The sequence below is a fragment of the Variovorax sp. Soil_C_19 genome (assembly GCF_057657255.1).
The window spans coordinates 55,612-79,533 of sequence record NZ_JBDGIV010000003.1; the positions used below are offsets into that span (position 1 = coordinate 55,612).

24 protein-coding genes are annotated in these 23,922 nt (G+C 67.2%); 20 read left to right on the plus strand and 4 right to left on the minus strand.

The features are described 5' to 3' along the window. Positions 1-29: 29 nt before the first annotated feature. From AC3A6R_RS07615 to AC3A6R_RS07625, 3 genes are read right to left on the minus strand one after another with little or no spacing between them, the layout of a single operon-like run. A complete protein-coding gene (locus AC3A6R_RS07615) occupies positions 30-1,031 on the minus strand; it encodes an HpcH/HpaI aldolase/citrate lyase family protein (protein ID WP_487864179.1) in 1,002 nt (333 codons plus the stop codon). Beyond that, positions 1,028-1,804: a trans-aconitate 2-methyltransferase gene (tam, locus tag AC3A6R_RS07620; protein WP_487859632.1), complete on the minus strand. Its 777-nt coding sequence runs from the start codon at positions 1,802-1,804 to the stop codon at positions 1,028-1,030. The genes AC3A6R_RS07615 and tam overlap by 4 nt, the downstream gene beginning before the upstream one ends. Positions 1,805-1,815: 11 nt before the next feature. Further along, a complete protein-coding gene (locus AC3A6R_RS07625; RefSeq protein WP_042578072.1) occupies positions 1,816-2,802 on the minus strand; it encodes a malate dehydrogenase in 987 nt (328 codons plus the stop codon). Positions 2,803-2,986: 184 nt separating this feature from the next. Between AC3A6R_RS07625 and AC3A6R_RS07630 the strand changes: the two genes are divergently transcribed. From AC3A6R_RS07630 to accD, 19 genes are all read left to right on the plus strand, one after another. Next, positions 2,987-3,745, plus strand: coding sequence for a GntR family transcriptional regulator (locus tag AC3A6R_RS07630; protein WP_487859631.1), 759 nt, complete (start codon positions 2,987-2,989; stop codon positions 3,743-3,745). A 235-nt stretch (positions 3,746-3,980) separates the two neighbouring features. Beyond that, positions 3,981-4,427, plus strand: coding sequence for a succinate dehydrogenase, cytochrome b556 subunit (gene sdhC / locus AC3A6R_RS07635; protein ID WP_487859630.1), 447 nt, complete (start codon positions 3,981-3,983; stop codon positions 4,425-4,427). A 15-nt stretch (positions 4,428-4,442) separates the two neighbouring features. Beyond that, positions 4,443-4,808 carry a succinate dehydrogenase, hydrophobic membrane anchor protein gene (gene sdhD / locus AC3A6R_RS07640; protein ID WP_487859629.1) on the plus strand — a complete coding sequence of 122 codons (366 nt, stop codon included), beginning with the start codon at positions 4,443-4,445 and terminating at the stop codon, positions 4,806-4,808. 16 nt (positions 4,809-4,824) lie between these two features. Continuing rightward, complete coding sequence (gene sdhA, locus AC3A6R_RS07645) at positions 4,825-6,633, plus strand: succinate dehydrogenase flavoprotein subunit (RefSeq protein ID WP_487859628.1); 1,809 nt, start codon at positions 4,825-4,827, stop codon at positions 6,631-6,633. Positions 6,634-6,660: 27 nt separating this feature from the next. Further along, positions 6,661-7,362: a succinate dehydrogenase iron-sulfur subunit gene (locus tag AC3A6R_RS07650; RefSeq protein WP_487859627.1), complete on the plus strand. Its 702-nt coding sequence runs from the start codon at positions 6,661-6,663 to the stop codon at positions 7,360-7,362. 19 nt (positions 7,363-7,381) lie between these two features. Further along, on the plus strand, positions 7,382-7,696 hold the full coding sequence (locus AC3A6R_RS07655; RefSeq protein WP_487859626.1) for an FAD assembly factor SdhE: 315 nt from the start codon (positions 7,382-7,384) through the stop codon (positions 7,694-7,696). A gap of 24 nt (positions 7,697-7,720) precedes the next feature. Next, the gene (gene gltA, locus AC3A6R_RS07660; RefSeq protein WP_487859625.1) at positions 7,721-9,031 is read left to right on the plus strand and encodes a citrate synthase; all 1,311 of its coding nucleotides are present in this window, start codon (positions 7,721-7,723) and stop codon (positions 9,029-9,031) included. A 147-nt stretch (positions 9,032-9,178) separates the two neighbouring features. After that, positions 9,179-9,319 (plus strand): entericidin A/B family lipoprotein, encoded by a 141-nt coding sequence (locus tag AC3A6R_RS07665; protein WP_487859624.1) that lies wholly within the window; start codon positions 9,179-9,181, stop codon positions 9,317-9,319. A 148-nt stretch (positions 9,320-9,467) separates the two neighbouring features. Beyond that, complete coding sequence (locus tag AC3A6R_RS07670; protein ID WP_487859623.1) at positions 9,468-10,421, plus strand: LysR substrate-binding domain-containing protein; 954 nt, start codon at positions 9,468-9,470, stop codon at positions 10,419-10,421. A 39-nt stretch (positions 10,422-10,460) separates the two neighbouring features. Further along, a complete protein-coding gene (gene leuC, locus AC3A6R_RS07675) occupies positions 10,461-11,882 on the plus strand; it encodes a 3-isopropylmalate dehydratase large subunit (RefSeq protein WP_487864180.1) in 1,422 nt (473 codons plus the stop codon). A gap of 14 nt (positions 11,883-11,896) precedes the next feature. Beyond that, a complete protein-coding gene (leuD, locus tag AC3A6R_RS07680; protein ID WP_487859621.1) occupies positions 11,897-12,547 on the plus strand; it encodes a 3-isopropylmalate dehydratase small subunit in 651 nt (216 codons plus the stop codon). 38 nt (positions 12,548-12,585) lie between these two features. Next, a complete protein-coding gene (gene leuB / locus AC3A6R_RS07685; RefSeq protein WP_487859620.1) occupies positions 12,586-13,674 on the plus strand; it encodes a 3-isopropylmalate dehydrogenase in 1,089 nt (362 codons plus the stop codon). A 78-nt stretch (positions 13,675-13,752) separates the two neighbouring features. Then, on the plus strand, positions 13,753-14,895 hold the full coding sequence (gene asd / locus AC3A6R_RS07690) for an aspartate-semialdehyde dehydrogenase (RefSeq protein ID WP_487864181.1): 1,143 nt from the start codon (positions 13,753-13,755) through the stop codon (positions 14,893-14,895). A gap of 168 nt (positions 14,896-15,063) precedes the next feature. After that, the gene (locus tag AC3A6R_RS07695; protein WP_487864182.1) at positions 15,064-17,886 is read left to right on the plus strand and encodes a FimV/HubP family polar landmark protein; all 2,823 of its coding nucleotides are present in this window, start codon (positions 15,064-15,066) and stop codon (positions 17,884-17,886) included. Positions 17,887-17,916: 30 nt separating this feature from the next. Continuing rightward, on the plus strand, positions 17,917-18,741 hold the full coding sequence (truA, locus tag AC3A6R_RS07700) for a tRNA pseudouridine(38-40) synthase TruA (protein WP_487859617.1): 825 nt from the start codon (positions 17,917-17,919) through the stop codon (positions 18,739-18,741). Then, positions 18,738-19,433: a phosphoribosylanthranilate isomerase gene (locus tag AC3A6R_RS07705; protein ID WP_487864183.1), complete on the plus strand. Its 696-nt coding sequence runs from the start codon at positions 18,738-18,740 to the stop codon at positions 19,431-19,433. Before truA ends, AC3A6R_RS07705 begins: the two co-directional genes overlap by 4 nt. A 48-nt stretch (positions 19,434-19,481) precedes the next feature. Continuing rightward, complete coding sequence (gene trpB, locus AC3A6R_RS07710; RefSeq protein ID WP_487859615.1) at positions 19,482-20,759, plus strand: tryptophan synthase subunit beta; 1,278 nt, start codon at positions 19,482-19,484, stop codon at positions 20,757-20,759. Beyond that, the gene (gene trpA / locus AC3A6R_RS07715; RefSeq protein WP_487859614.1) at positions 20,759-21,604 is read left to right on the plus strand and encodes a tryptophan synthase subunit alpha; all 846 of its coding nucleotides are present in this window, start codon (positions 20,759-20,761) and stop codon (positions 21,602-21,604) included. The genes trpB and trpA overlap by 1 nt, the downstream gene beginning before the upstream one ends. Positions 21,605-21,634: 30 nt before the next feature. Then, positions 21,635-22,507, plus strand: a complete 873-nt coding sequence (gene accD / locus AC3A6R_RS07720) for an acetyl-CoA carboxylase, carboxyltransferase subunit beta (protein WP_487859613.1) — start codon at positions 21,635-21,637, stop codon at positions 22,505-22,507. 40 nt (positions 22,508-22,547) lie between these two features. On the opposite strand, the gene AC3A6R_RS07725 is transcribed toward accD, so the two are convergent. Beyond that, positions 22,548-23,105, minus strand: a complete 558-nt coding sequence (locus tag AC3A6R_RS07725; RefSeq protein WP_487864184.1) for a YggT family protein — start codon at positions 23,103-23,105, stop codon at positions 22,548-22,550. 49 nt (positions 23,106-23,154) lie between these two features. Between AC3A6R_RS07725 and AC3A6R_RS07730 the strand changes: the two genes are divergently transcribed. Next, a complete protein-coding gene (locus tag AC3A6R_RS07730) occupies positions 23,155-23,802 on the plus strand; it encodes an LON peptidase substrate-binding domain-containing protein (RefSeq protein ID WP_487864185.1) in 648 nt (215 codons plus the stop codon). The last annotated feature ends 120 nt before the right edge of the window (positions 23,803-23,922 follow it).

Consider the following 23,922-nt stretch of genomic DNA (forward strand, 5'->3'; position numbering starts at 1 on the left):
GGGTGTGTTCCTTGAGGCTGGAGCGGGTTTCAAGAGGCCGCGAGTGCAAACCAGGCCTGGGCTTCTGGCGGCAGCGCGCGCCCGGTGGCATGGGCGCGCGTCAGCACTTGCCAGAAATGGCGATAGCTCGCGCGGTCGTGCAATGTGCCATCAATTTGCGTCGGCGCCCAATCGGCGGTCGCCGCAGTTGTAATGATTCTTGTGGCAATCTGGATCTGCGCCTCGTCTGGGGCGAAGGCCTCGAGGATCGGTCGGATCTGGTTCGGATGGATGCTCCACATGCGCGTGTAGCCGAATTCGGCCGCCGCCCTGCGCGCCGCGGTGCGCATGGCGGCCATGTCGTTGAACTCGGTGACCACGCAGTGCGAAGGCACCTTGCCATGCGCATGGGCGGCCGAGGCGATGGCGAGCTTCGCGCGCACCACGAGCGGATGCGTGAACTGCCCGACGGCGCCCATGCCCTCGGCGGGAATCGCACCCGCATGGGCCGAGACGAAGTCCATCAGGCCGAAGCTCAGCGACTGCACGCGCGGATGCGCTGCGATGTCGAAGGCGTTGTGCACGGCCAGCGGCGATTCGATCAGCACGTGCAGCGGCAGGTCGGGGGCATCGGCCGCGTGGAGCGCTTCGACCGCCTGCACCACGTCGGCAACGGTCTCGACCTTCGGCACCATCAGGTGGCTGAGCCGCTGGCCCGCACCGCCCGCGATGGTGACGACGTCGCCGGCAAAGGCGGGGTGGTCCACCGGGTGCACCCGCACGCCGACCCGCAGGCCCGGCCTGGCGGCCAGCGCGAGTTCGGTCACCAGTGCGGCATGGTCGGACTCGCCGCCCACGGGTGCGCCGTCCTCGCAGTCGAGCGTGACGTCGAACACGCAGGCGCCGAATTCGTCGGCCATCTCGGCCTGCAGCGCGAGGCTCTTGCGCATGCGCGCCTCGACGCCGCTGTAGTGGTCGCACACCGGCAGCGTGACGGCGCCGGCCTGGGCGCCGAGCAGCACTTCGGCAGGATGAACGGATTTCGTCGTCATGCTTTTTTCTGCGCCACGATGAACATGCGCGGGAACGCCAGCAGCCGCTTGCCGTCGGTCCGCGCCGGATAGGCCTGGTCGACGCGGCGCTCGTATTCAGCCAGGTAGCTGGCCTGCAGGTCGGCCGGCAGCCGGTCGACGAAGGGTTTCAGCCCGGTGCCGCGCACCCATTCGACGATGGCCGCGGCGCTGGCCATCGGGTGCTGATAGATGGTGTGCCACACATCGACCCGGGCCGCCTCGGGCGCGAGCAGGTCGTAGTAGCCGCCGAGCGGCAACAGCAGCGTGCGCAGGCGATCGGCGTCGCCGATGGGTTCGGCCCAGGGCGCCTCGGCCGCAACGGCGCGCATCAGGCGGTGCGTGGGCTCTTCACGGTTGTCGGGCATCTGGACGGCGAGCACGCCGCCCGGGGCCAGCGCAGCGAACAGGCGCGGGATCAGCTTTTCGTGGTCCGGCACCCACTGGAGGGCTGCGTTGGCATAGATGAGATCGGGCGCTTCATGCGGCGCCCAGGTCGCAATGTCGCTCAACTCGAAGCGCGCCTCGGGCAGGCGCTCGCGCGCACTGGCCAGCATGGCTTCGGAGTTGTCGGTGCCGACGACGCGCGCCGCCGGGAACCGCCGCGACAGCAGCTCGGTGGAATTGCCCGGCCCGCAGCCGAGATCGACGACACGTCGGGCCTCGGCCAGTGGCACCCGCGCCAGGAGTTCCTGTGCGGGGCGGGTGCGCTCGTCCTCGTAGCGACGGTAGAGCGCGGGGTTCCAGTCGAGCATGCGCAGGTTGCTTACAGCAGGTGGGCGACGCCGGCGCGCTCGCCTTCGAGCTCTTCGAGGGTCTTGTTGATCCGCTCCTGGCTGAAGGCGTCGATCTCGAGGCCTTCGACCAGCTTGTACTCGCCGTTCTCGCAGGTGACCGGGAAGCCGAACATCACGTCCTTCGGGATCCCGTACTGGCCGTCCGACGGAATGCCCATCGTGACCCACTTGCCATTGGTGCCCAGCGCCCAGTCGCGCATGTGGTCGATGGCGGCGTTGGCGGCCGAGGCGGCCGACGACAGGCCGCGCGCCTCGATGATGGCGGCGCCGCGCTTGCCGACGGTCGGCAGGAAGGTGTTGGCGTTCCATTCCTGGTCGTTGATCATCTTGGCGACGCTCTCGCCGTTGATGGTGGCGAAGCGGTAGTCGGCGTACATCGTGGGCGAGTGGTTGCCCCAGACGGTGAGCTTCTCGATGTCGGCCACGGCCTTGCCGGTCTTGGCGGCGATCTGGCTGGCAGCGCGGTTGTGGTCGAGGCGCAGCATGGCGGTGAAGTTCTTGCGCGGCAGGTCGGGCGCGCTCTTCATGGCGATGTAGGCATTGGTGTTGGCCGGGTTGCCGACCACCAGCACCTTGACGTTGCGGCTCGCCACGGCGTTCAGGGCCTTGCCCTGGGCGGTGAAGATGGCGCCGTTGACGGCGAGCAGCTCGGCGCGCTCCATGCCCGGGCCGCGCGGGCGCGAGCCCACGAGCAGCGCGTAGTCTGCGTCCTTGAAGGCGGTCATCGGGTCGCCGTGGGCTTCCATGCCGGCCAGCAGCGGGAAGGCGCAGTCGTCGAGCTCCATCATCACGCCCTTGAGCGCCTTCTGCGCTTTTTCATCAGGGATCTCGAGCAGCTGGAGGATGACCGGCTGGTCCTTGCCGAGCATTTCGCCCGACGCGATACGGAACAACAGGGCGTAACCGATTTGGCCGGCGGCACCGGTGACGGCAACGCGGACGGGCTTTTTGCTCATGGGAAGACTCCAGAAGATGGTGAAACGGTAGGGGCGGGCGCGTGGAGGCGCCAGGCTTCCTGCGGGGCGGGTGTTCGTCCGCGGCGCAGGCCGGCCCGCATTTTAAGCCGATTCGATTCGCCTCGTCTTATGTCTTATATAAGATATGCTCCACGGTTGCCGCCACGGCGCACCCACCGCTGCCATGAATGCCCCCTCCGTCCTCGAAGATTCCGCGACGCCGTCCTTCAGCCCGCTCTACCAGCAGATCAAGACGCTGATCCTGCAGAGCCTGCAGGCCGGCGAATGGAAGCCGGGCGAACCGATCCCGAGCGAGATGGACCTGGCGGTGCGCTACCGCGTGAGCCAGGGCACGGTGCGCAAGGCCATCGACGAGCTCGCGGCCGAGAACCTCGTGGTGCGGCGCCAGGGCAAGGGCACCTTCGTCGCCACGCATGCCGAGCAGCATGTGCAGTACCGCTTCCTCAAGCTCGTGCCGGACACCGGCAGCCCGGCTGCCGAAGGGCCCGCCGAGCGCACCATCGTCGACTGTCGGCGCCAGCGCGCCTCGGCCGACGTGGCGCGCGCGCTGGGGCTGCGCACGGGCGACGCGGTGCTGCAGGTGCGGCGCGTGCTCGCGTACGGGGGCGTGCCCACGATCCTCGAAGACCTCTGGCTGCCGGGCGCCCCGTTCAAAGGGCTGACGGCCGAGCGGCTGCGCGCCTGGCCGGGGCCGATGTACGCGATGTTCGAGACCGAGTTCGGCGTGCGCATGGTGCGGGCCGAGGAAAAGATCCGCGCCGTGCTGCCCGATGCCGAGCAGGCCGCCCTGCTCGACGTGGCGCCGCAGACGCCGCTGCTGAGCGTCGAGCGCCTGGCGCACACCTACCACGACACGCCGATGGAACTGCGGCGCGGGCTCTACCGCACCGACACGCACCACTACCGCAACCAGCTGGGTTGAGACGATGCCGGGCCCATTCCACATCGCATCCGGATCGGACCGCATTGCAGCGCCGGCGCGCCGGGTCCACCATGCGACCAAGTCGATAGCATCCGACTGCCGCGGTGCGACGACGCGGGCCCCTCCGCCGGACAATGGTGCATTGCAATAGAATTTTGCGTCGTTTGCATTCCGCAGAAGAAACAACAGCGTTCGCTCTCAGAACAAGCCAACAAGCCACGAAAGCCCTCCCCCCATGACAGAGCTTGCCACTCCCCCCCGGACACCGCGCCGCGAGTTCCGCAACATCAACGCCTTCACCGATCTCACGACCTACCGGCTGCCGCCGGCCGGCATCGTGTCGATCCTGCACCGCATCAGCGGCGTGCTGATGTTCCTGCTGATGCCGTTCATCATCTGGATGTTCGACACCTCGCTGTCTTCGGACTATTCGTTCGCCAGGTTCAAGGCCGCCTTCAACAGCGGCATTGGTTTCGCTCCGGGCTGGTTCTTCAAGCTTGTCGCGCTCGCGCTGATCTGGGCCTACCTGCACCACTTCATCGCCGGCCTGCGCCATCTCTGGATGGACGTGAGCCACAAGGCGGTGACCAAGGAGTTTGGCCACAGCTCGGCCCTGGTCACGCTGGTCCTGAGCATCCTGCTCACCGTGGTGCTCGGCGCCAAGCTGTTCGGTCTGTACTGAGAAGGAGCCAGAACCATGTCTGTGAACTACGGCTCCAAGCGCATCGTCGTCGGCGCACATTACGGTCTTCGCGACTGGCTCAGCCAGCGCATCACGGGCGGCCTGATGGCGCTCTTCACGATCGTGCTGCTCGCGCAGTTGATCTTCTCGCGCGGCCCCATCGGCTACGACCTCTGGGCCGGCATCTTTGCCGCGCAGTGGATGAAGGTGCTGACCTTCTCCGTGATCGCCGCCCTGCTCTACCACGTGTGGGTGGGCATGCGCGACGTATGGATGGACTACATCCAGCCGGTCGGCATCCGCCTTGCCCTGCAAATTTTCACCATCGTCTGGCTTGTCGGTTGCGCGGGTTGGGCCATTCAAGTGCTTTGGAAAATCTGACGACGCGATCCCCACCATGACCTACACAAAAGAACAAATCACCAAGCGCAAGTTCGACGTCGTGATCGTCGGTGCCGGCGGTTCCGGCATGCGCGCCTCGCTGCAGCTCGCGCGTGCCGGCCTCAACGTGGCCGTGCTCTCGAAGGTGTTCCCGACCCGCTCGCACACCGTCGCCGCGCAGGGCGGCGTGGGCGCCTCTCTCGGCAACATGAGCGAGGACAACTGGCACTACCACTTCTACGACACGATCAAGGGCTCCGACTGGCTCGGCGACCAGGATGCGATCGAGTTCATGTGCCGCGAAGCGCCGAAGGTCGTGTACGAACTCGAGCACTTCGGCATGCCTTTCGACCGCAACCCCGACGGCACGATCTACCAGCGCCCGTTCGGCGGCCACACGGCCAACTATGGCGAAAAGCCCGTGCAGCGCGCCTGCGCCGCGGCCGACCGCACCGGTCACGCGATGCTGCACACGCTCTACCAGAAGAACGTCGAGGCACGCACCCAGTTCTTCGTCGAATGGATGGCGCTCGACCTGATCCGCGACGCCGAAGGCGACGTGGTGGGCGTGACGGCACTCGAAATGGAAACCGGCGACCTGCACATCCTGCAGGCCAAGACCGTGCTGCTCGCCACCGGTGGCGCGGGCCGCATCTTCCAGGCCTCGACCAACGCCTTCATCAACACCGGCGACGGCCTGGGCATGGCCGCGCGCTCGGGCATCCCGCTGCAGGACATGGAGTTTTGGCAGTTCCACCCGACCGGCGTGGCCGGCGCGGGCGTGCTGCTGACCGAAGGCTGCCGCGGCGAAGGCGCCATCCTGCTCAACAGCAACGGCGAGCGCTTCATGGAGCGCTATGCGCCCACGCTGAAGGACCTGGCCCCGCGCGACTTCGTGTCGCGCTCGATGGACCAGGAGATCAAGGAAGGCCGCGGCTGCGGACCCAACAAGGACTACGTGCTGCTGAAGCTCGACCACCTCGGTGCCGAGACCATCCACAAGCGCCTGCCTTCGGTGTACGAGATCGGCGTGAACTTCGCCAACGTCGACATCACCAAGGAGCCGATCCCCGTGGTGCCGACGATCCACTACCAGATGGGCGGCATCCCGACCAACATCAACGGCCAGGTGGTGGTGCAGAACGGCGACGTTCACAACCAGGTGGTGAACGGTCTCTACGCCGTGGGCGAATGCTCCTGCGTGAGCGTGCACGGCGCCAACCGCCTCGGCACCAATTCGCTGCTCGACCTGCTGGTGTTCGGCCGCGCGGCCGGCAACCACATCGTCGAGTTCAACGACAAGCAGAAGGAGCACAAGCCGCTGCCGGCCGATGCGGCCGACCGCACGCTGGAGCGCCTGAACCGGCTCGAGGCCGATGCCGGCGGCGAGTACGCGCAAGACGTGGCCGGCGAGATCCGCACCGTCATGCAGCAGCACGCCGCCGTGTTCCGCAAGCAGGCTTCGATGGACGAAGGCGTGGTCAAGATCGCCGCGGTGCGCGAGCGCGTCAACGCGATCGGCCTGAAGGACAAATCCAAGGTGTTCAACACCGCGCGCATCGAGGCCCTCGAGGTCGACAACCTGATCGAGGTGGCCCAGGCCACGATGGTGTCGGCTGCCGCCCGCAAGGAATGCCGCGGCGCGCACACGGTCGAGGACTACGAGCGTCCGTCGGACGACCCGGTCGCACCGCTCGGCCGCGACGACGCCAACTGGATGAAGCACACGCTTTGGTACAGCGAGGGCAACCGCCTTTCCTACAAGCCGGTCAACCTCAAGCCACTGACGGTCGACTCCGTTCCTCCCAAGGTCCGTACGTTCTAAGCCAGAACAACATCACAAGGTTTCACGATGAAGCGCACATTCCAGATCTACCGCTACGACCCGGACAAGGACGCCAAGCCCTACATGCAGACCATCGAGATCGAACTCGACGGCCATGAGCGCATGCTGCTAGACGCCCTGATGAAGCTCAAGGCGCAGGACCCGACGCTGTCGTTCCGCCGCTCGTGCCGCGAAGGCGTCTGCGGCTCCGACGCGATGAACATCAACGGCAAGAACGGCCTGGCCTGCCTGACAAACATGAACACGCTCAAGGGCACCGTGGTGCTCAAGCCGCTGCCGGGCCTGCCCGTGATCCGCGACTTGATCGTGGACATGACCCAGTTCTTCAAGCAGTACAACTCGATCAAGCCGTACCTGCAGAACGACAACGTGCCGCCCGAGAAGGAACGCCTGCAGTCGCCCGAGGAGCGCGACGAGCTCAACGGCCTCTACGAGTGCATTCTGTGCGCGAGCTGCTCGACCAGCTGCCCGAGCTTCTGGTGGAACCCCGACAAGTTCGTGGGCCCCGCCGGCCTGCTGCAGGCCTACCGCTTCATCGCCGACAGCCGCGACGAAGCCACGGCCGAGCGCCTGGACAACCTCGAAGATCCGTACCGCCTGTTCCGCTGCCACACGATCATGAACTGCGTCGACGTGTGCCCGAAGAACCTGAATCCGACCAAGGCGATCGGCAAGATCAAGGAACTGATGGTGCGTCGCGCCATCTGATCCCGGACCGATAGAAGCCATGGACACCGCTGCCGACCTCGCACAGCCGCTCAGCGAACGCGCGCTGAGCAAGCTGAAATGGCGCTGCCGGCGCGGCCTGCTCGAGAACGACCTGTTCATCGCCCGCTTCTTCGAGCGGCACGAGGCCGACATCACCGTCGGCCAGGCTGCGGCGATGGAGACCCTGATGGACCTGTCGGACAACGATCTCCTCGATCTGCTCCTGCAAAGAAAGGAGCCCGAGCCCGCATGGGCCGGGGCCGAGGTGGTCGCCTTGCTGCAGCTGATGCGCACCGACGGCGCCCAGCGCCCCTCGACCTCTCCATCGTCCTGAATCCACCTCTGAAAGAAACCCGAAATGAAAGCTTCCGATACCAAGGCCACGCTGTCGTTCAGCAACGGCGGAGACAACGTCGAACTGCCGATCTACAAAGGCACCATCGGCCCCGACGTGATCGACATCCGCAAGCTCTATGCGCAGACCGGCATGTTCACGTACGACCCGGGTTTCATGTCGACCGCTTCCTGCCAGTCGGCCATTACCTACATCGACGGCGACAAGGGCGAGCTGCTGTACCGCGGCTATCCGATCGAGCAACTCGCCACCAACTGCGACTTCCTCGAGACCTGCCACCTATTGCTCTACGGGGAACTGCCCGACGCCACCAAGAAGGCCAACTTCACGAAGCTCGTGACCAACCACACGATGGTCAACGAGCAGATGCAGTTCTTCCTGCGCGGTTTCCGCCGCGACGCGCACCCGATGGCCATCATGACCGGCCTTGTCGGCGCGCTCTCGGCCTTCTATCACGACAGCACGGACATCAACAATCCCGAGCACCGCGAGATCGCCGCGATCCGCCTGATCGCGAAGATGCCTACGCTCGTGGCCATGGCCTACAAGTACACGATCGGCCAGCCGTACATGTACCCGAAGAACGAGCTCAGCTATGCGGGCAACTTCCTGCACATGATGTTCGCGACGCCCTGCGAGGAGTACAAGGTGAACCCGGTGCTCGAGCGCGCGCTCGACCGCATCTTCATCCTGCACGCCGACCACGAGCAGAACGCCTCGACCTCGACCGTGCGCCTGTGCGGCTCGTCGGGCACCAACCCGTTCGCGGCGATCGCGGCCGGCGTGGCCTGCCTCTGGGGCCCGGCCCACGGCGGTGCCAACGAGGCGGCGCTCAACATGCTGTACGACATCCAGCGTGAGGGCGGCGTCGAGAAGATCGGCGAGTTCATCAAGAAGGTCAAGGACAAGAACTCGAACGTCAAGCTCATGGGCTTCGGCCATCGCGTGTACAAGAACTACGACCCGCGCGCAAAGCTGATGCAGGAAACCTGCAACGAAGTGCTGACCGAACTCGGCCTCGAGCAAGACCCGCTGTTCAAGCTCGCCAAGGAGCTCGAGAAGATCGCGCTTGAAGACGAGTACTTCGTCTCGCGCAAGCTCTACCCGAACGTCGACTTCTATTCGGGCATCGTGCAGCGCGCCATCGGCATCCCGGTGCCGCTGTTCACCGCGATCTTCGCGCTCGCGCGCACGGTCGGCTGGATCGCCCAGCTCAACGAGATGATCGGCGACCCCGAGTACAAGATCGGCCGGCCGCGCCAGCTGTTCGAAGGTTCGCCCAAGCGCGACGTGAAGCCGATCTCGGCCCGCTAAGCACTGCGGCGCATCGCTTCCAAAAAGGCTGCCCACGGGCAGCCTTTTTGCGTCTTGGCTGACACGAGCGGCGTTGGGGGAGACTAGGTTCAGACACGAGGCTCGATCCCGACCTTGTTTTTTCAACCTTCCGTCAGGAGACCCGTCATGAAGCAAATCACCGCGCTGCTCGCCGTCGCTTTCGCCCTCGCCATTCCGCTGAGTGGCTGCAACACCTTCCGGGGTGCCGGACAGGACATCCAGAAGGGTGGCGAAAAGGTCGAGGACGCCGCCAAGAAGCGCCAGTAAGCGCGCCGACACGGGCCGACTCGCTCCAGGGCGTCGGCCCGCTGCTCGTCGCCCCATGGCAACGAACCCATCGCAGATGGCGATGGCATCGCGTTGAAAACCGGGGGAAAATGGCAAACTCATCGCAAAGCGCGATGCCGCCACCCCCATGAGTACCTCCGAACGCAATTTCGCCCGCCGCATCGACCTCACGTCGTTGCAGCTTTTCGTGGCCGTTTGCGAGCTCGGCAGCATCGGGCGCGCGGCCGAGCGCGAATTCATTGCTGCCTCGGCCATCAGCAAGCGGCTGTCCGACCTGGAGGCCACACTCGGCACCCCCCTTCTCTACCGCCATGCGCGCGGCGTGGACCTCACGCCCGCGGGCGAGAGCCTGCTGCACCACGCCCGCTCGGTGCTCTACAGCCTCGAGAAGATGCAGGGCGAGCTCAGCGAGTACGCCGACGGCGTGCGCGGCCATGTTCGCGTGCACGCGAACATCTCGGCGATCGTGCAGTTCCTCCCTGAAGACCTCGGCGTGTTCTCGCGCGCCCACGAAGCGATCAAGATCGACCTCGAAGAGCACCTGAGCAGCGAGGTGATCCGCGCGGTGCAGGAAGGCGCGGCCGATCTCGGCGTCTGCCACGTGGCCGGCGGCGCGGGCGAGCTGCAGAGCCTTGCGTACCGCCACGACCGCCTGGCGCTGATCGTTCCTGCGGGCCACGCGCTCGCTGCGCGCGCGCGCATCGACTTCGTCGAGTCGCTCGAATTCGACCATGTCGGCCTGCACACCAACAGTTCGATCTACGTGGCGATGCACGAGGCCGCACTCGCCGCCGGCCGCAGCATCAAGCTGCGCATCCACGTCACCGGCCTGGACGCCATGTGCCGCATGATCGAGAACGGCTTGGGCGTGGGCGTGATGCCGCAGCGCGCCTTCGAGCTCATGCACGACGGCATCGGCCGCGGCCTTGCGAGCGTGGCGCTCGACAACGCCTGGGCCGAGCGCGAGATCCGGCTGGTGGCCCGCGACTTTTCCACCCTGCCGGTGGCGGCTCGCTCGCTGGTGAACCACCTGCACGCGGCCGCGGGCGCCGGCGCCGACGAACAGCCGCTCGCGGCATAGACACAATCCAGTTTCCCCACGAAAGACCAAGAGACCGACATGGCACGCACGCTCTACGACAAGATCTGGGACGAACACGTCGTCCACACCGAGGAAGACGGCACCGCGATCCTCTACATCGACCGCCACCTGGTGCACGAAGTCACCAGCCCGCAGGCCTTCGAAGGCCTGCGCGTCGCCGGCCGCAAGCTGTGGCGCATCAGCTCCGTGGTGGCCACGGCCGACCACAACACCCCCACCACGGGCTGGGAACTCGGCTATGAAGGCATTGCCGACCCGACCAGCAAGGAACAGGTCACCACGCTCGACAAGAACATCGCCGAATTCGGTGCCGCCGCGTTCTTCCCGTTCCTGAGCAAGCGCCAGGGCATCGTGCACGTGATCGGCCCCGAATCGGGCGCCACGCTGCCCGGCATGACCGTGGTCTGCGGCGACTCGCACACCTCCACGCACGGTGCGTTCGGCGCGCTTGCGCACGGCATCGGCACCAGCGAGGTCGAGCACGTCATGGCCACCCAGACGCTGCTGGGCAAGAAGGCGAAGAACATGCTCGTCAAGGTCGAGGGCAAGCTGCCGCTCGGCTGCACCGCCAAGGACATCGTGCTGGCGATCATCGGCAAGATCGGCACCGCCGGCGGCACCGGCTACACCATCGAGTTCGCAGGTTCCGCGATCCGCGACCTGAGCATGGAAGGCCGCATGACGGTCTGCAACATGGCCATCGAGGCCGGCGCGCGCGCAGGGCTGGTGGCCGTCGACGACAAGACCCTGAGCTATGTGAAGGGCCGACCGCTCGCGCCCACCGGCGTCGAATGGGAGCAGGCCGCGAGCTACTGGCGCACGCTGCATTCCGACCCGGACGCGCGTTTCGACGCCGTGGTCGAGCTCGACGCCGCGCAGATCCAGCCGCAGGTGACCTGGGGCACCTCGCCCGAGATGGTGGTCGCCATCAATGGCCGCGTGCCCGACCCCGAGAAGGAAAAGGACGCGAGCAAGCGCGGCGCCATCGAGCGCGCGCTGGTCTACATGGGCCTGGAGCCGAACAAGGCGATGGACGACATCTTCATCGACAAGGTGTTCATCGGCTCGTGCACCAACAGCCGCATCGAGGACATGCGCGAGGCCGCCGCCGTGGTGAAGAAGCTCGGCCAGAGGGTCGCGAAGAACGTGAAGCTCGCGATGGTGGTGCCCGGTTCGGGCGTGGTGAAGGAACAGGCCGAGCGCGAAGGGCTCGATGCGATCTTCAAGGCCGCGGGCTTCGAATGGCGCGAGCCGGGCTGCTCGATGTGCCTGGCGATGAACGCCGACCGGCTCGAGCCCGGCGAGCGCTGCGCCTCGACCAGCAACCGCAACTTCGAAGGCCGCCAGGGCGCCGGCGGGCGCACCCACCTCGTGAGCCCCGCCATGGCTGCGGCCGCGGCCGTCCACGGCCACTTCGTCGATGTGCGCAAGTTCGCCTGATCTGGAGACCACACATGCAGAAATTCACCGTACACCAAGGCCTCGTGGCACCGATGGACCGCGAGAACGTCGACACCGACGCGATCATCCCGAAGCAGTTCCTCAAGTCGATCAAGCGCACCGGCTTCGGCCAGAACCTGTTCGACGAATGGCGCTACCTGGACGCCGGCTTCCCGGGCCAGGACCCGGCCAGCCGCAAGCCCAACCCCGATTTCGTGCTGAACCAGCCGCGCTATGCGGGCGCCTCGGTCCTGCTCGCGCGCAAGAACTTCGGCTGCGGCTCGTCGCGCGAGCACGCGCCGTGGGCGCTCGACCAGTACGGCTTCCGCGCGATCATCGCGCCGAGCTATGCCGACATCTTCTTCAACAACAGCTTCAAGAACGGGCTGCTGCCGATCGTGCTGCCCGAGGCGCAGGTGGCCCAGCTGTTCGACGAGGCCCTTGCATTCCCCGGCTACACGCTGACCATCGACCTGGAGCGCCAGGTGGTCGTGAAGCCCGACGGCGGCGAGTTCGCGTTCGACGTGCAGGCCTTCCGCAAGTACTGCCTCGTCAACGGCCTCGACGACATCGGCCTCACGCTGCGGCACCAGGACAAGATCAAGGCCTTCGAAGCCGAACGGCTCGCGTCGAAGCCCTGGCTGGCGCACACGATGATCGCCTGAACGGCATCCGCATCCCATTTCCAAACCTCAGACCAACCATGAAAATCGCAGTTCTCCCGGGTGACGGCATCGGCACCGAAATCGTGGCGGAAGCCATCCGCGTGCTCGACGCGCTCGACCTCTCGTTCGAGATGGAAACGGCGCTCGTCGGCGGTGCCGCCTACGAAGCGCACGGCCATCCGCTGCCCGAGGCGACGCTCAAGCTCGCGAAGGAAGCCGACGCCGTGCTTTTCGGCGCCGTCGGCGACTGGAAGTACGACAAGCTCGACCGCCCGCTGCGGCCCGAACAGGCGATCCTGGGCCTGCGCAAGAACCTCGGTCTGTTCGCGAACTTCCGGCCGGCCATCTGCTACGAGCAGCTGGTCGACGCCTCGAGCCTCAAGCCCGAACTCATCGCGGGCCTGGACATCCTCATCATCCGCGAGCTGACCGGCGACATCTACTTCGGCCAGCCGCGCGGCCGCCGCACCGCGGTGGACGGCCACTTCCCGGGCGCCGAAGAAGCCTTCGACACGATGCGCTATTCGCGCCCCGAGATCGAGCGCATCGCCCGCGTCGCCTTCGAGGCCGCCCGCAAGCGCAGCAAGCGCGTGACCAGCGTCGACAAGGCCAACGTGCTCGAGACCTTCCAGTTCTGGAAGGACGTGGTGACCGAAGTGCACAAGGACTACCCCGACGTCGAGCTCGACCACATGTACGTCGACAACGCCGCCATGCAGCTCGTGAAGGCGCCGAAGAAGTTCGACGTGATCGTCACCGGCAACATGTTCGGCGACATCCTGTCGGACGAGGCGGCGATGCTCACGGGTTCGATCGGCATGCTGCCTTCGGCCTCGCTCAATGCGAGCAACCAGGGCCTCTACGAGCCCAGCCACGGCAGCGCACCCGACATTGCGGGCAAAGGGGTTGCCAATCCATTGGCTACAATACTGTCCGCTGCCATGATGCTCCGCTTTTCACTCAACCAAGCCGAAGCTGCCGACCGTATCGAGTCGGCAGTCAAGCAAGTGCTCGCCTCCGGGCTGCGCACGGGTGACATCTGGTCGGAAGGCACGAAGCGCGTCGGCACCCGTGAAATGGGCGATGCGGTCGTTGCAGCAATCACCAAAAAGACGATTACCGGCTAACCGCAGCCCGCTTCGTCACGCCCCTCCCCGGCTCGACGAGTCGGGCGAAAGAGAAACTTTTTCAAAGGGCAAACTGAAATGGCGAACGCATCCCAACCCCTGGTCGGCCTCGTAGGCTGGCGCGGCATGGTCGGCTCGGTCCTGATGGACCGCATGCAGGCCGAAAGCGACTTCGGGCTCATCGAGCCGGTCTTCTTCTCGACCTCGAACGTCGGCGGCAAGGCCCCGGCCATGGCGAAGAACGAGACCACGCTCAAGGATGCGAACGACATCGACGCACTCAAGAAGTGCGACATCGTCATCACCTGCCAGGGCGGCGACTACACCACCGAGGTATTTCCCAAGCTGCGCGCGGCAGGCTGGAGCGGCCATTGGATCGATGCCGCTTCCACGCTGCGCATGAACGACGACGCGGTCATCGTGCTCGACCCGGTCAACCTGCCGGTGATCCAGAACGCGCTCGCCAAGGGCGGCAAGAACTGGATCGGCGGCAACTGCACCGTGAGCTGCATGCTCATGGGCGTGGGCGCGCTCTACAAGGCCGGGCTGGTCGAATGGATGACCAGCATGACCTACCAGGCGGCCTCGGGCGGCGGCGCGCAGCACATGCGCGAACTGCTGACCCAGTTCGGCACCATCAACGCCGAGGTGCGCGCGCTGCTGGACGACCCCAAGTCGGCCATTCTTGAGATCGACCGCAAGGTGCTGCATCGCCAGCAGAACCTCAGCGCCTCCGAAACCGCGAACTTCGGCGCGCCGCTGGGCGGCTCGCTGATTCCCTGGATCGACAAGGACCTGGGCGATGGCGTCTCGAAGGAAGAATGGAAGGCCGGCGCCGAAACCAACAAGATCCTGGGCCAGGGTGCGGGCTTCGGTACGGCGGCCACGCCGGTCGACGGCTTCTGCGTGCGCATCGGCGCCATGCGCTGCCACAGCCAGGCGCTGACCTTCAAGCTCAAGAAGGACGTGCCGGTGGCGGACATCGAAGCGCTCATCGCCGCCGACAACCCCTGGGCCAAGGTGGTGCCGAACACCCGCGAAGCCACGCTCGCGGCCCTGACGCCCGTGGCCGTGACCGGCACCATGGACATCCCGGTGGGCCGCATCCGCAAGCTGGCGATGGGCCCCGAATACGTCGGCGCGTTCACGATCGGCGACCAGCTGCTGTGGGGCGCCGCCGAACCGCTGCGTCGCATGCTGCGGATCCTGCTCGAGGCTTGATGGGGGTTCGCGGGCTCCCCAGAGGTCAAGGGTGTTGCCGGCAGGCAACACCGAACGCGTGCGTAAGTATGCGCGCACTGGGTAGACGGGGCGCGGCGCCTTGTCAGCCCCCGGTCTTGGTGCTAACGTCCTCTTACAATTTCTGGGCCTGAGCCGCCCCCTATCAGCATGACAAGACATCTGTTGCCCGCGGCCCGCCCATCGGCCGCTCGCCCTTCGCCGACCCTCCATGGCCTCCGTCTCTCGGTGCTCGGCACGGCCATCGCCGTGGTCCTGGGCCTTGGAAGCGCCGACGCCAGCGCCTTTGCGCTCGGACAGTTGAAGGTGCAGTCGGCCCTGGGCGAACCGCTGCGCGCCGAGATCGAGGTGACCGAAATGGCCGCCGCCGAGGCCGAAAGCCTGAAGATCGGGGTTGCCAGCGCAGAGGCATTCAAGAACGCCGGCGTGCCCTACAACGCGGCGCTCAGCGACGTCAGGGCCACGCTGCAGCGACGTGCCGGGGGCCAGTACGTCGTGCGGCTGACCGGCAGCCGCCCGCTCAACGATCCGTTCATCGACCTGCTGCTCGAAGCCAATGGCGCATCGGGCCGGATCGTGCGCGACTACACCGTGCTGCTCGACCCGCCGACGACCCGCCAGCCCGCGCCCGCCGCACCGATTGCTCCGGTGTCGCCCCAGGTCCGCGCGCCCGTGGAACGCCCCGAGGTACTGGCAGCACGCGCGCGCCGAGAGCGGGCACTTTCTGCGCCCGCTGCCCCGGTTGCGCCCGCCACCGCACCAGCGCCCACCGCCACGCCGCCCGCCGCAGCGCCGCAGCGTGCCGCCACCACCGCCCCGCCCCGCGCGACAGGCGGCGAGCAGCTCACCGTCCAGCGCGGCGATACCGCCGGCAGGATCGCCGCGGCCCACAAACCTGCCGAGGTTTCGCTCGACCAGATGCTGGTCGCACTCCTGCGGGCCAACCCCGATGCATTCATCGGTGGCAACGTCAACCGCATGAAGGCTGGTGCAGTGCTCGACCTGCCGAGCGCCACCGAGGCGGGTGCGACACCCGCCGCCGAGGCACGGCGCACCATCGTCGCGCAAAGCCGGGACTTCGGCGCCTACCGCCGGCGCCTGGCCGAGAACGCGCCCACCTCGAACGTCGCCGCGGCCGACCGCAGCGCGTCGGGCAGGCTGCAGGCCAGTGTCGAAGACCGCAATGCGGCAGCGAGCGCGCCCGACAAGCTGACCATCACGCAGAACAGCGCCGCAGCCCGCGCAGCCGAAGAAAAGGTTGCCCAGGCGCGCCAGGCGCAGGAGAACAGCAACCGTGTCGCGGAGCTCTCCAAGAACATCGAGGAACTGGCCAAGCTGAAGGCCGCCACCGGTTCGGTGACGCCCCCCGCAGGGTCAGCGCCTGCTGCAGGATCAGCGCCTGCTGCGGGTTCGCCCGCAGCGCCTGCGGCACCCGGCATTCCGGTTCCCAACCCGGGCGTGACCGCGCCGGCGACGGCCGCAGCCCCCGCCACTCCGCCGACCGCTCCCACGCCTGCGGCAGAAGCCCCGGCCGCAGCAGCAACGGCCGCGGCGCCAGCCACCGCCGCGCCCGAAGCCACCGTTGGCACACCGAGCACGGCCGAAACGACCCCGGGCGCTCCCGCGGCGGCGGCCAGTGCCGCGGCGCCCGCACCGGTTGCGCCCCCCAAGCCGGTCGTCAAGGCAGCCCCTCCGCCGCCACCGCCCGAGCGCGGCTTCTTCGAAGAGCTGCTCGCCAACCCGCTGATGCTCGCGGGTGCCGCGCTGGTCGCCTTGCTCGTCGGCTTCCTGCTCTTCCGCGTGCTCGGCCGCCGGCGCGAGGAAATGAGCGAGAGCGTGTTCCTCGAGAGCCGCATTCCGAAGGACTCGTTCTTCGGCGCCAGCGGCGGCGAATCGGTCGACACCAAGCAGCGCGGCGACTCCACCGTCTCGTCGCTGTCGTACTCGCCGAGCCAGCTCGATGCCGGCGACGTGGATCCGGTGGCCGAAGCCGACGTGTATCTCGCCTACGGTCGCGACCTGCAGGCCGAGGAAATCCTGCGCGAAGCGCTGCGCGTGAACCCCGAGCGCACGGCGATCCACCTCAAGCTGCTCGAAATCCACGCCAAGCGCCGCGACGTGCGGGCCTACGAAGGCCTGGCCACCGAAGTACACAAGCTCACCAATGGCACCGGTCCCGACTGGAACCGTGTGGTCGACATGGGCAAAGACCTGGATCCGGGCAACCCGCTGTACGACGCGGGCAGCACGGCCCGCGGCGTGAGCCCGGCCGAAAGCGCTGCGTTTGCCGGCGCGCTGGCCGCGGCCGCAGCAGCCAAGCCCGCAGCACCGGCCCCTGCGCCTGCCCCGGCGCCCGCCGTGTCGGCACCGCCGGCCTTCGTGCCTTCGGTCGCACCGCTGGATTTCGACCTCGACCTGAGCCAGCCCGCGGCCCTCTCCCCTGCGCCGGCACCTGCGCCTGCCCCGGTCAGCGCCAGCCTGCCCAAGACCGCCTATGCAGCCCCGACGCCTGTCGCGCCGCTGGGCAACAGCCATCCCGCCGCGCAGCCGCCCATCGCGCCGGCCGACATGGAGAACGACTTCGACACCGCGCCAGGCGCACTGGCACCGATAACCCGCCCCGGGGCGCTCGGCGATGTCGATCCCAACACGCGCCCTGTCGGCCTGCGCAGCGCGCTCCCCGCCGACTCGGGCTTCATCGAATTCGACATGAGCGCGCTGGCCGGCCTTCCGGCCCGTCCGGCGGCCGACAGCAGCAACAGCAACGCCGCCACCGGGGCGACGCTGCGCGCGGAGCCGAGCCTGGACGAGGACGACGAAGACAGCCCGCATGCAGTCAAGCTGTCGCTGGCGCGCGAACTGCAGGCGATCGGCGACGTCGAAGGCGCCCGCTCGCTGGTCGAGGAAGTCGAAGCCGAAAGCGCCGGCGACGTCCAGTCGCAGGCCCGGCAGCTCCTCGCCGAGCTGCGATGAGCCGCCCGCCGCCTTGTTCTTCCTGAATTCGTGAGGCTCGCGCTCGGCATCCGCTACAACGGGCAGGCATACGAGGGCTGGCAAAGCCAGCGCTCGGGCCGCACGGTGCAGGACAAGCTCGAAGCCGCGCTCGCGAAGTTCGCCGGGCTGTCCGCAGGCAGCAGGGTCAGCACGCTGTGCGCCGGCCGCACCGACGCCGGCGTGCATGCGCTGATGCAGGTGGTGCACTTCGACACCGACATCGCACGCGACAACGTCTCCTGGATGCGCGGCACCAACCGCTACCTGCCCGACGACATCGCGGTGCAGTGGGCGCACCCGGTGCCTGACGAATTCCATTGCCGAGCCAGCGCCCTGGCCCGCCGCTACGTCTACGTGCTCTCGCAGTCGCCCGTGCGACCCAGCCTCGATGCAGGCAGGGTCGGCTGGTCGATGTACCCGCTCGACGGCGACGCAATGCGCGCCGCGGCGGCACAGCTGGTGGGCCGGCACGACTTCAGCTCGTTCCGCGCCTCGGCCTGCCAGGCCCTCTCGCCTGTCAAGGACCTGCGGCGCATCGAGATCACGCGCCGCGGCGACGGCGAGCGCTGCCGCTGGCACTTCGAGTTCGAGGCCGACGCCTTCCTGCACCACATGATCCGCAACCTGATGGGCTGCCTGGTGCGCATCGGCCGCGGCGACGAGCGGCCCGAGTGGATTACCGAAGTGCTCGAGGCCCGCAGCCGCAAGGTCGCGGCGCCTACCTTTTCCGCGAATGGGCTGTATTTCCTCGGGCCGTTGTACGACGCCCGGTGGGGTCTGCCGGCCGAAGCCACGCTGCAGGGCGGCGGCGCTGCTTATGATGGCCCGCCATGAGCGCAGCCCGCACCCGCATCAAGATCTGTGGCCTCACGCGTGAGGCCGACGTGGATGCGGCGGTCGAGGCCGGTGCCGACGCCGTGGGCTTCGTGCTCTACGCCGCCAGCCCGCGCGCGGTCACGGCCGAGCGCGCGGCCGAACTGGCGTCGCGGCTGCCGCCCTTCGTGACGCCGGTGCTGCTGTTCGTCAACGAGGCGGCGCCCAGGGTGGTGGAATCACTCGCCCGCGTGAACGGCGCCATCGCGCAGTTCCATGGCGACGAGACCCCGTTGCAGTGCAACGAGGCCGCAGGCCAAGGGCGGTTTCGCTACATGCGCGCCGCCCGGATTCCCATGGGGGCTGCCGGCGTGGCCTTCGACCTCGTAAAATACGCTTCCGATTACTCCCACGCCCAGGCCATCCTGCTCGACGCGCATGTCGAAGGTTATGGCGGTGGCGGCAAGGCATTCGATTGGTCACTTCTTCCACCCGCCGTCGACGCTCACCTCGTCTTGAGTGGTGGGCTCACACCTGCAAACGTGAGCGATGGCATTCGCATCCTGCGGACGCGCTGCAAGTCGCTGTCCGTTGATGTGAGCTCGGGCGTCGAAATCGACGGCCCGGGAAACAAGGGCCTGAAGGACGCCGCCAAGATCCGGCAATTCGTTGCAGCCGCCAGGGCGGCCGACGCGTCCTTCTCCTCCAGTTAGCCGCCGCTTCCCGATCGCGATCGGGCCGCGGCCCACCGATCGAGAACCATGCAAAGCAATTACCAGCAACCCGATGCCAGCGGCCATTTCGGCCGTTACGGCGGCAGCTTCGCGAGCGAAACGCTCACCCACGCGATCAATGAACTGCGCGACGCCTATGCGAAGTGCAAGGACGATCCAGCGTTCCTCGCGGAATTTCACTATGAGCTCAAGCACTTCGTCGGCCGCCCCTCGCCGATCTACCACGCCGCGCGCACGAGCCGCGAGATGGGCGGCGCCCAGATCTACCTGAAGCGCGAAGACCTCAACCACACCGGCGCGCACAAGATCAACAACGTGATCGGCCAGGCGATGCTCGCGCGCCGCATGGGCAAGCCCCGCGTCATCGCCGAGACCGGTGCCGGCCAGCACGGCGTGGCCACGGCGACGATCTGCGCGCGCTACGGGCTCGAGTGCGTGGTCTACATGGGCAGCCAGGACGTGAAGCGCCAGAGCCCAAACGTCTACCGCATGAACCTGCTCGGCGCCACGGTGGTGCCGGTCGACTCGGGCAGCCAGACGCTGAAGGACGCGCTCAACGAGGCCATGCGCGACTGGGTCACGAACGTGGAAAACACCTTCTACATCATCGGCACGGTGGCGGGCCCGCACCCTTACCCGACGATGGTGCGCGACTTCCAGAGCGTGATCGGCACCGAATGCGTCGAGCAGATGCCCGCCATGCTGGCGGCGCAGGGCATCACCGGCGAAGCCGAGGGCCGGCAGCCCGACGTGGTGATCGCCTGCGTGGGCGGCGGCAGCAACGCCATCGGCATCTTTCATCCGTACATCCCCTTCGCGGGCACGCGGCTCATCGGCGTGGAAGCCGCCGGCGAAGGCCTCGACAGCGGCAAGCACGCGGCATCGATCCTGCGTGGCAGCCCGGGCGTGCTGCACGGCAACCGCACCTACCTGCTGCAGAACGAGGACGGCCAGGTCACTGAAACGCACAGCATCAGCGCGGGCCTCGACTACCCGGGCGTAGGCCCCGAACATGCACACCTGGCCGACATCGGCCGCGCCGAATACGTGGGCATCACCGACACCGAAGCGCTCGAGGCCTTCCACTACCTGTGCCGCACCGAAGGCATCATCCCCGCGCTCGAATCGAGCCACGCGGTGGCGTACGCGCTCAAGCTCGCCAAGACCATGCGGCCCGACCAGTCGATCCTCGTGAACCTCTCGGGGCGCGGCGACAAGGACATCGGCACCGTGGCCGATCTTTCGGGCGTCGACTTCTACGACCGGCCCTCGATGCGCGGGCTGAGCGTGAAGGGAGGCAAATGATGAGCCGTATTGCCGCCACCTTCGACGCACTGAAAAAGGACGGGCGCCGCGCCCTCATCCCCTACGTCACCGCCGGCTTTCCCTATGCCGACATCACACCGGCGCTGATGCACGGCATGGTGGCCGCGGGCGCCGACGTGATCGAGCTCGGCGTGCCGTTCTCCGACCCGATGGCCGACGGCCCCGTGATCCAGAAGGCCGGTGAAGCGGCGCTGGCCATGGGCGTGGGCATGAAGCAGGTGCTCGCGATGGTCGCCGCCTTCCGCCAGGATGATGCGACGACGCCGGTGGTGCTGATGGGCTATGCCAACCCGGTCGAGCGCTACGACCTCGTGCATGGCCCGAAGGCCTTCATTCGCGATGCCGCCGCCGCCGGCGTCGACGGCCTCCTCGTGGTCGACTACCCACCGGAAGAATGCGAGGACTTCGCCGCCGACCTCAAGGCGGCCGGCATCGACTTGATCTTCCTGCTCGCGCCCACCAGCACGAGCGAGCGCATGGCGCAGGTGGCGCGCATCGCGAGCGGCTACGTCTACTACGTCTCGCTCAAGGGCGTCACCGGCGCCGGCCACCTCGACACCGAGGCGGTCGGCCAGATGATCCCGCGCATCCGCGAACATGTGAGCATCCCGGTGGGCGTGGGCTTCGGCATCCGCGACGCGCGCACTGCGCAGGCGGTCGGTTCGGCGGCGGACGCCGTCGTGATCGGCACCAAGATCATCCAGCTGATCGACGGGCAACCACGCGAGCAGGTGGTGCCGGTGGTGCGTGAATTCCTGTCCGAAATCCGCGAGGCGCTCGATGCTCTGCCCGCGGCTACCCCCAAGAACGCGGCTGGCCGATAATCGCCGCTGCCCTGACCCCGAGGATTGCCCATGAGCTGGCTTGAAAAACTGCTACCCGCCAAGATCGCCCAGACCGACCCTTCGGAGCGCCGCCAGGTGCCCGAAGGCCTGTGGATCAAATGCCCGGCCTGCGAGACGGTGCTCTACAAGACCGATCTCGAGCACAACCAGAACGTCTGCCCGAGCTGCAGCCACCATCACCGCATCGGCGCGCGCGCGCGGCTCGATGCCTTCCTGGACGCCGAGGGCCGCTACGAGCTCGCCCAGGAAGTGCTTCCCGTCGATGCACTCAAGTTCAAGGACAGCCGCCGCTATCCCGAGCGGCTCAAGGAAGCCCTCGAGAACACCGGCGAGACCGACGCGCTGGTCGTCATGGGCGGCTCCGTCCACAGCATCAGCGTGGTCGTGGCCTGCTTCGAGTTCGAGTTCATGGGCGGCAGCATGGGCAGCGTGGTCGGCGAGCGCTTCGTGCGGGGCGTCGAGACCGCCATCGAGCAGAAGGTGCCCTTCATCTGCTTCACCGCGACCGGCGGCGCGCGCATGCAGGAAGGCCTGCTGTCGCTGATGCAGATGGCCAAGACCAATGCAGCGCTCACGCGCCTGGCCAAGAAGGGCCTGCCCTACATCAGCGTGCTGACCGACCCGACCATGGGCGGCGTCTCGGCCGGTTTTGCGTTCGTGGGCGACGTGGTCATTGCCGAGCCCAAGGCGCTGATCGGCTTTGCCGGCCCGCGCGTGATCGAATCGACCGTGCGTGTGACGCTGCCCGAAGGCTTCCAGCGCGCGGAGTTCCTGCAGACCAAGGGCGCGATCGACTTCATCTGCGACCGCCGCGAACTGCGCAAGACCATGGCCAGCACACTGGCGATGCTGCTGCGCCAGCCAGCCGACGCGGTCCTTTGAACGCGCGCTGCCCGGCAGGGCAACGGGGCGCGAGCCCTGTTCAGCCCAGCCGGTAGGCCCAGACCAGCAGGTTGCCCAGCACGATCGCGACCACCTGCAACAGCACGATCGCGACCAGCGGCGACAGGTCCACTCCGCCGAGCAGCGGGATGAAGCGGCGCAACGGCCGTACCAGCGGTTCCGCGAGCCGCGAAATCAGGTCGAGCAGCATCGGCGAAGCGCCCGGTATCCATGACAGCACGGCGTACACCACGAGCAACGCCGTCAGCCCCGAAACGGCCAACTGAAGCAGACCCACGAACGACACCAGCGGCAGCGCAATGAGCCGGCCCAGGTTGCCGATCAGGAGCCAGAGCAGCAGGAACTTGGCAAGCACCAGCAGCCAGGCCGCGATCCCGCTCGCGAGGTCCCAGCGCTTCACCGACGGCACGATCCGCCGCAGCGGCAGCACGATCCAGTCGGTGACCGCAAAGATGAAACGACCGAGCGGATTGCCGAACGGCACGCGGTGGTACTGCATGTACAGGCGCAGCAGGCAGGCGCCGCCGAGCAGGCCGACGATCACATCGAGAAGAAACGAGGGAATCTGGTAGAGCATGGGACGGCATCGTGAGGGGAATGCGATGATAGCCATGCGAGACCGCTCGATGACGAAACAGCCCCTTTTGCATTCACTTCCATTATTCCCGCTCGGCACCGTGCTGTTTCCGGGCGGTGTGCTGCCGCTGCGGATCTTCGAGGTCCGCTACCTCGACATGGTCGGCAAATGCCGCCGGGCCGACGCCCCCTTCGGCGTGGTCAGCCTGACGAGCGGCAGCGAGGTGCGCAAGCCTGGTGCCGAGGCCGAGCGCTTCGCGGCCATCGGCACCCTGGCCGTCATCCGCGAGTTCGAATCGCCACAGAGCGGGCTGCTCCAGATCGAATGCGTGGGCACCCAGCGCTTCCGCGTGCGCGAAACCGAAATGCAGAAGCACGGCCTGTGGGTTGCCGAAGTCGAAGGCCTGGCCGACGACATGGCACTCGAGATCCCGGCCGACCTCGCGCACACCGCCACCGCCCTGCGCCGCCTGGTCGACACCCTCGAGGAACGCCGCAGCGCCCAGGGTGCCGAGGCCGTGCGGCTGCCGATCGGCGCGCCCTACCGCTTCGACGATTGCGGCTGGGTCGCCAACCGCTGGTGCGAACTCGTGCCCATGCAACTCGAACTGCGGCAGCGGCTCATGGAACTCGAGAGCCCGCTGATGCGCCTCGAACTGGTCAGCGATCTTCTCGCACGCACGGGCATCACTGGCTAAGGCGCTACCTTTTAAATAGCAGATCGCACAGCATTGACGGGCTTTTCTGGCCGGTTCGGCCCGGACTTCATCGGCTAAAATGCGCGGTTGCGCACGCTCCCGATGCGCCCTCCCCGCCTT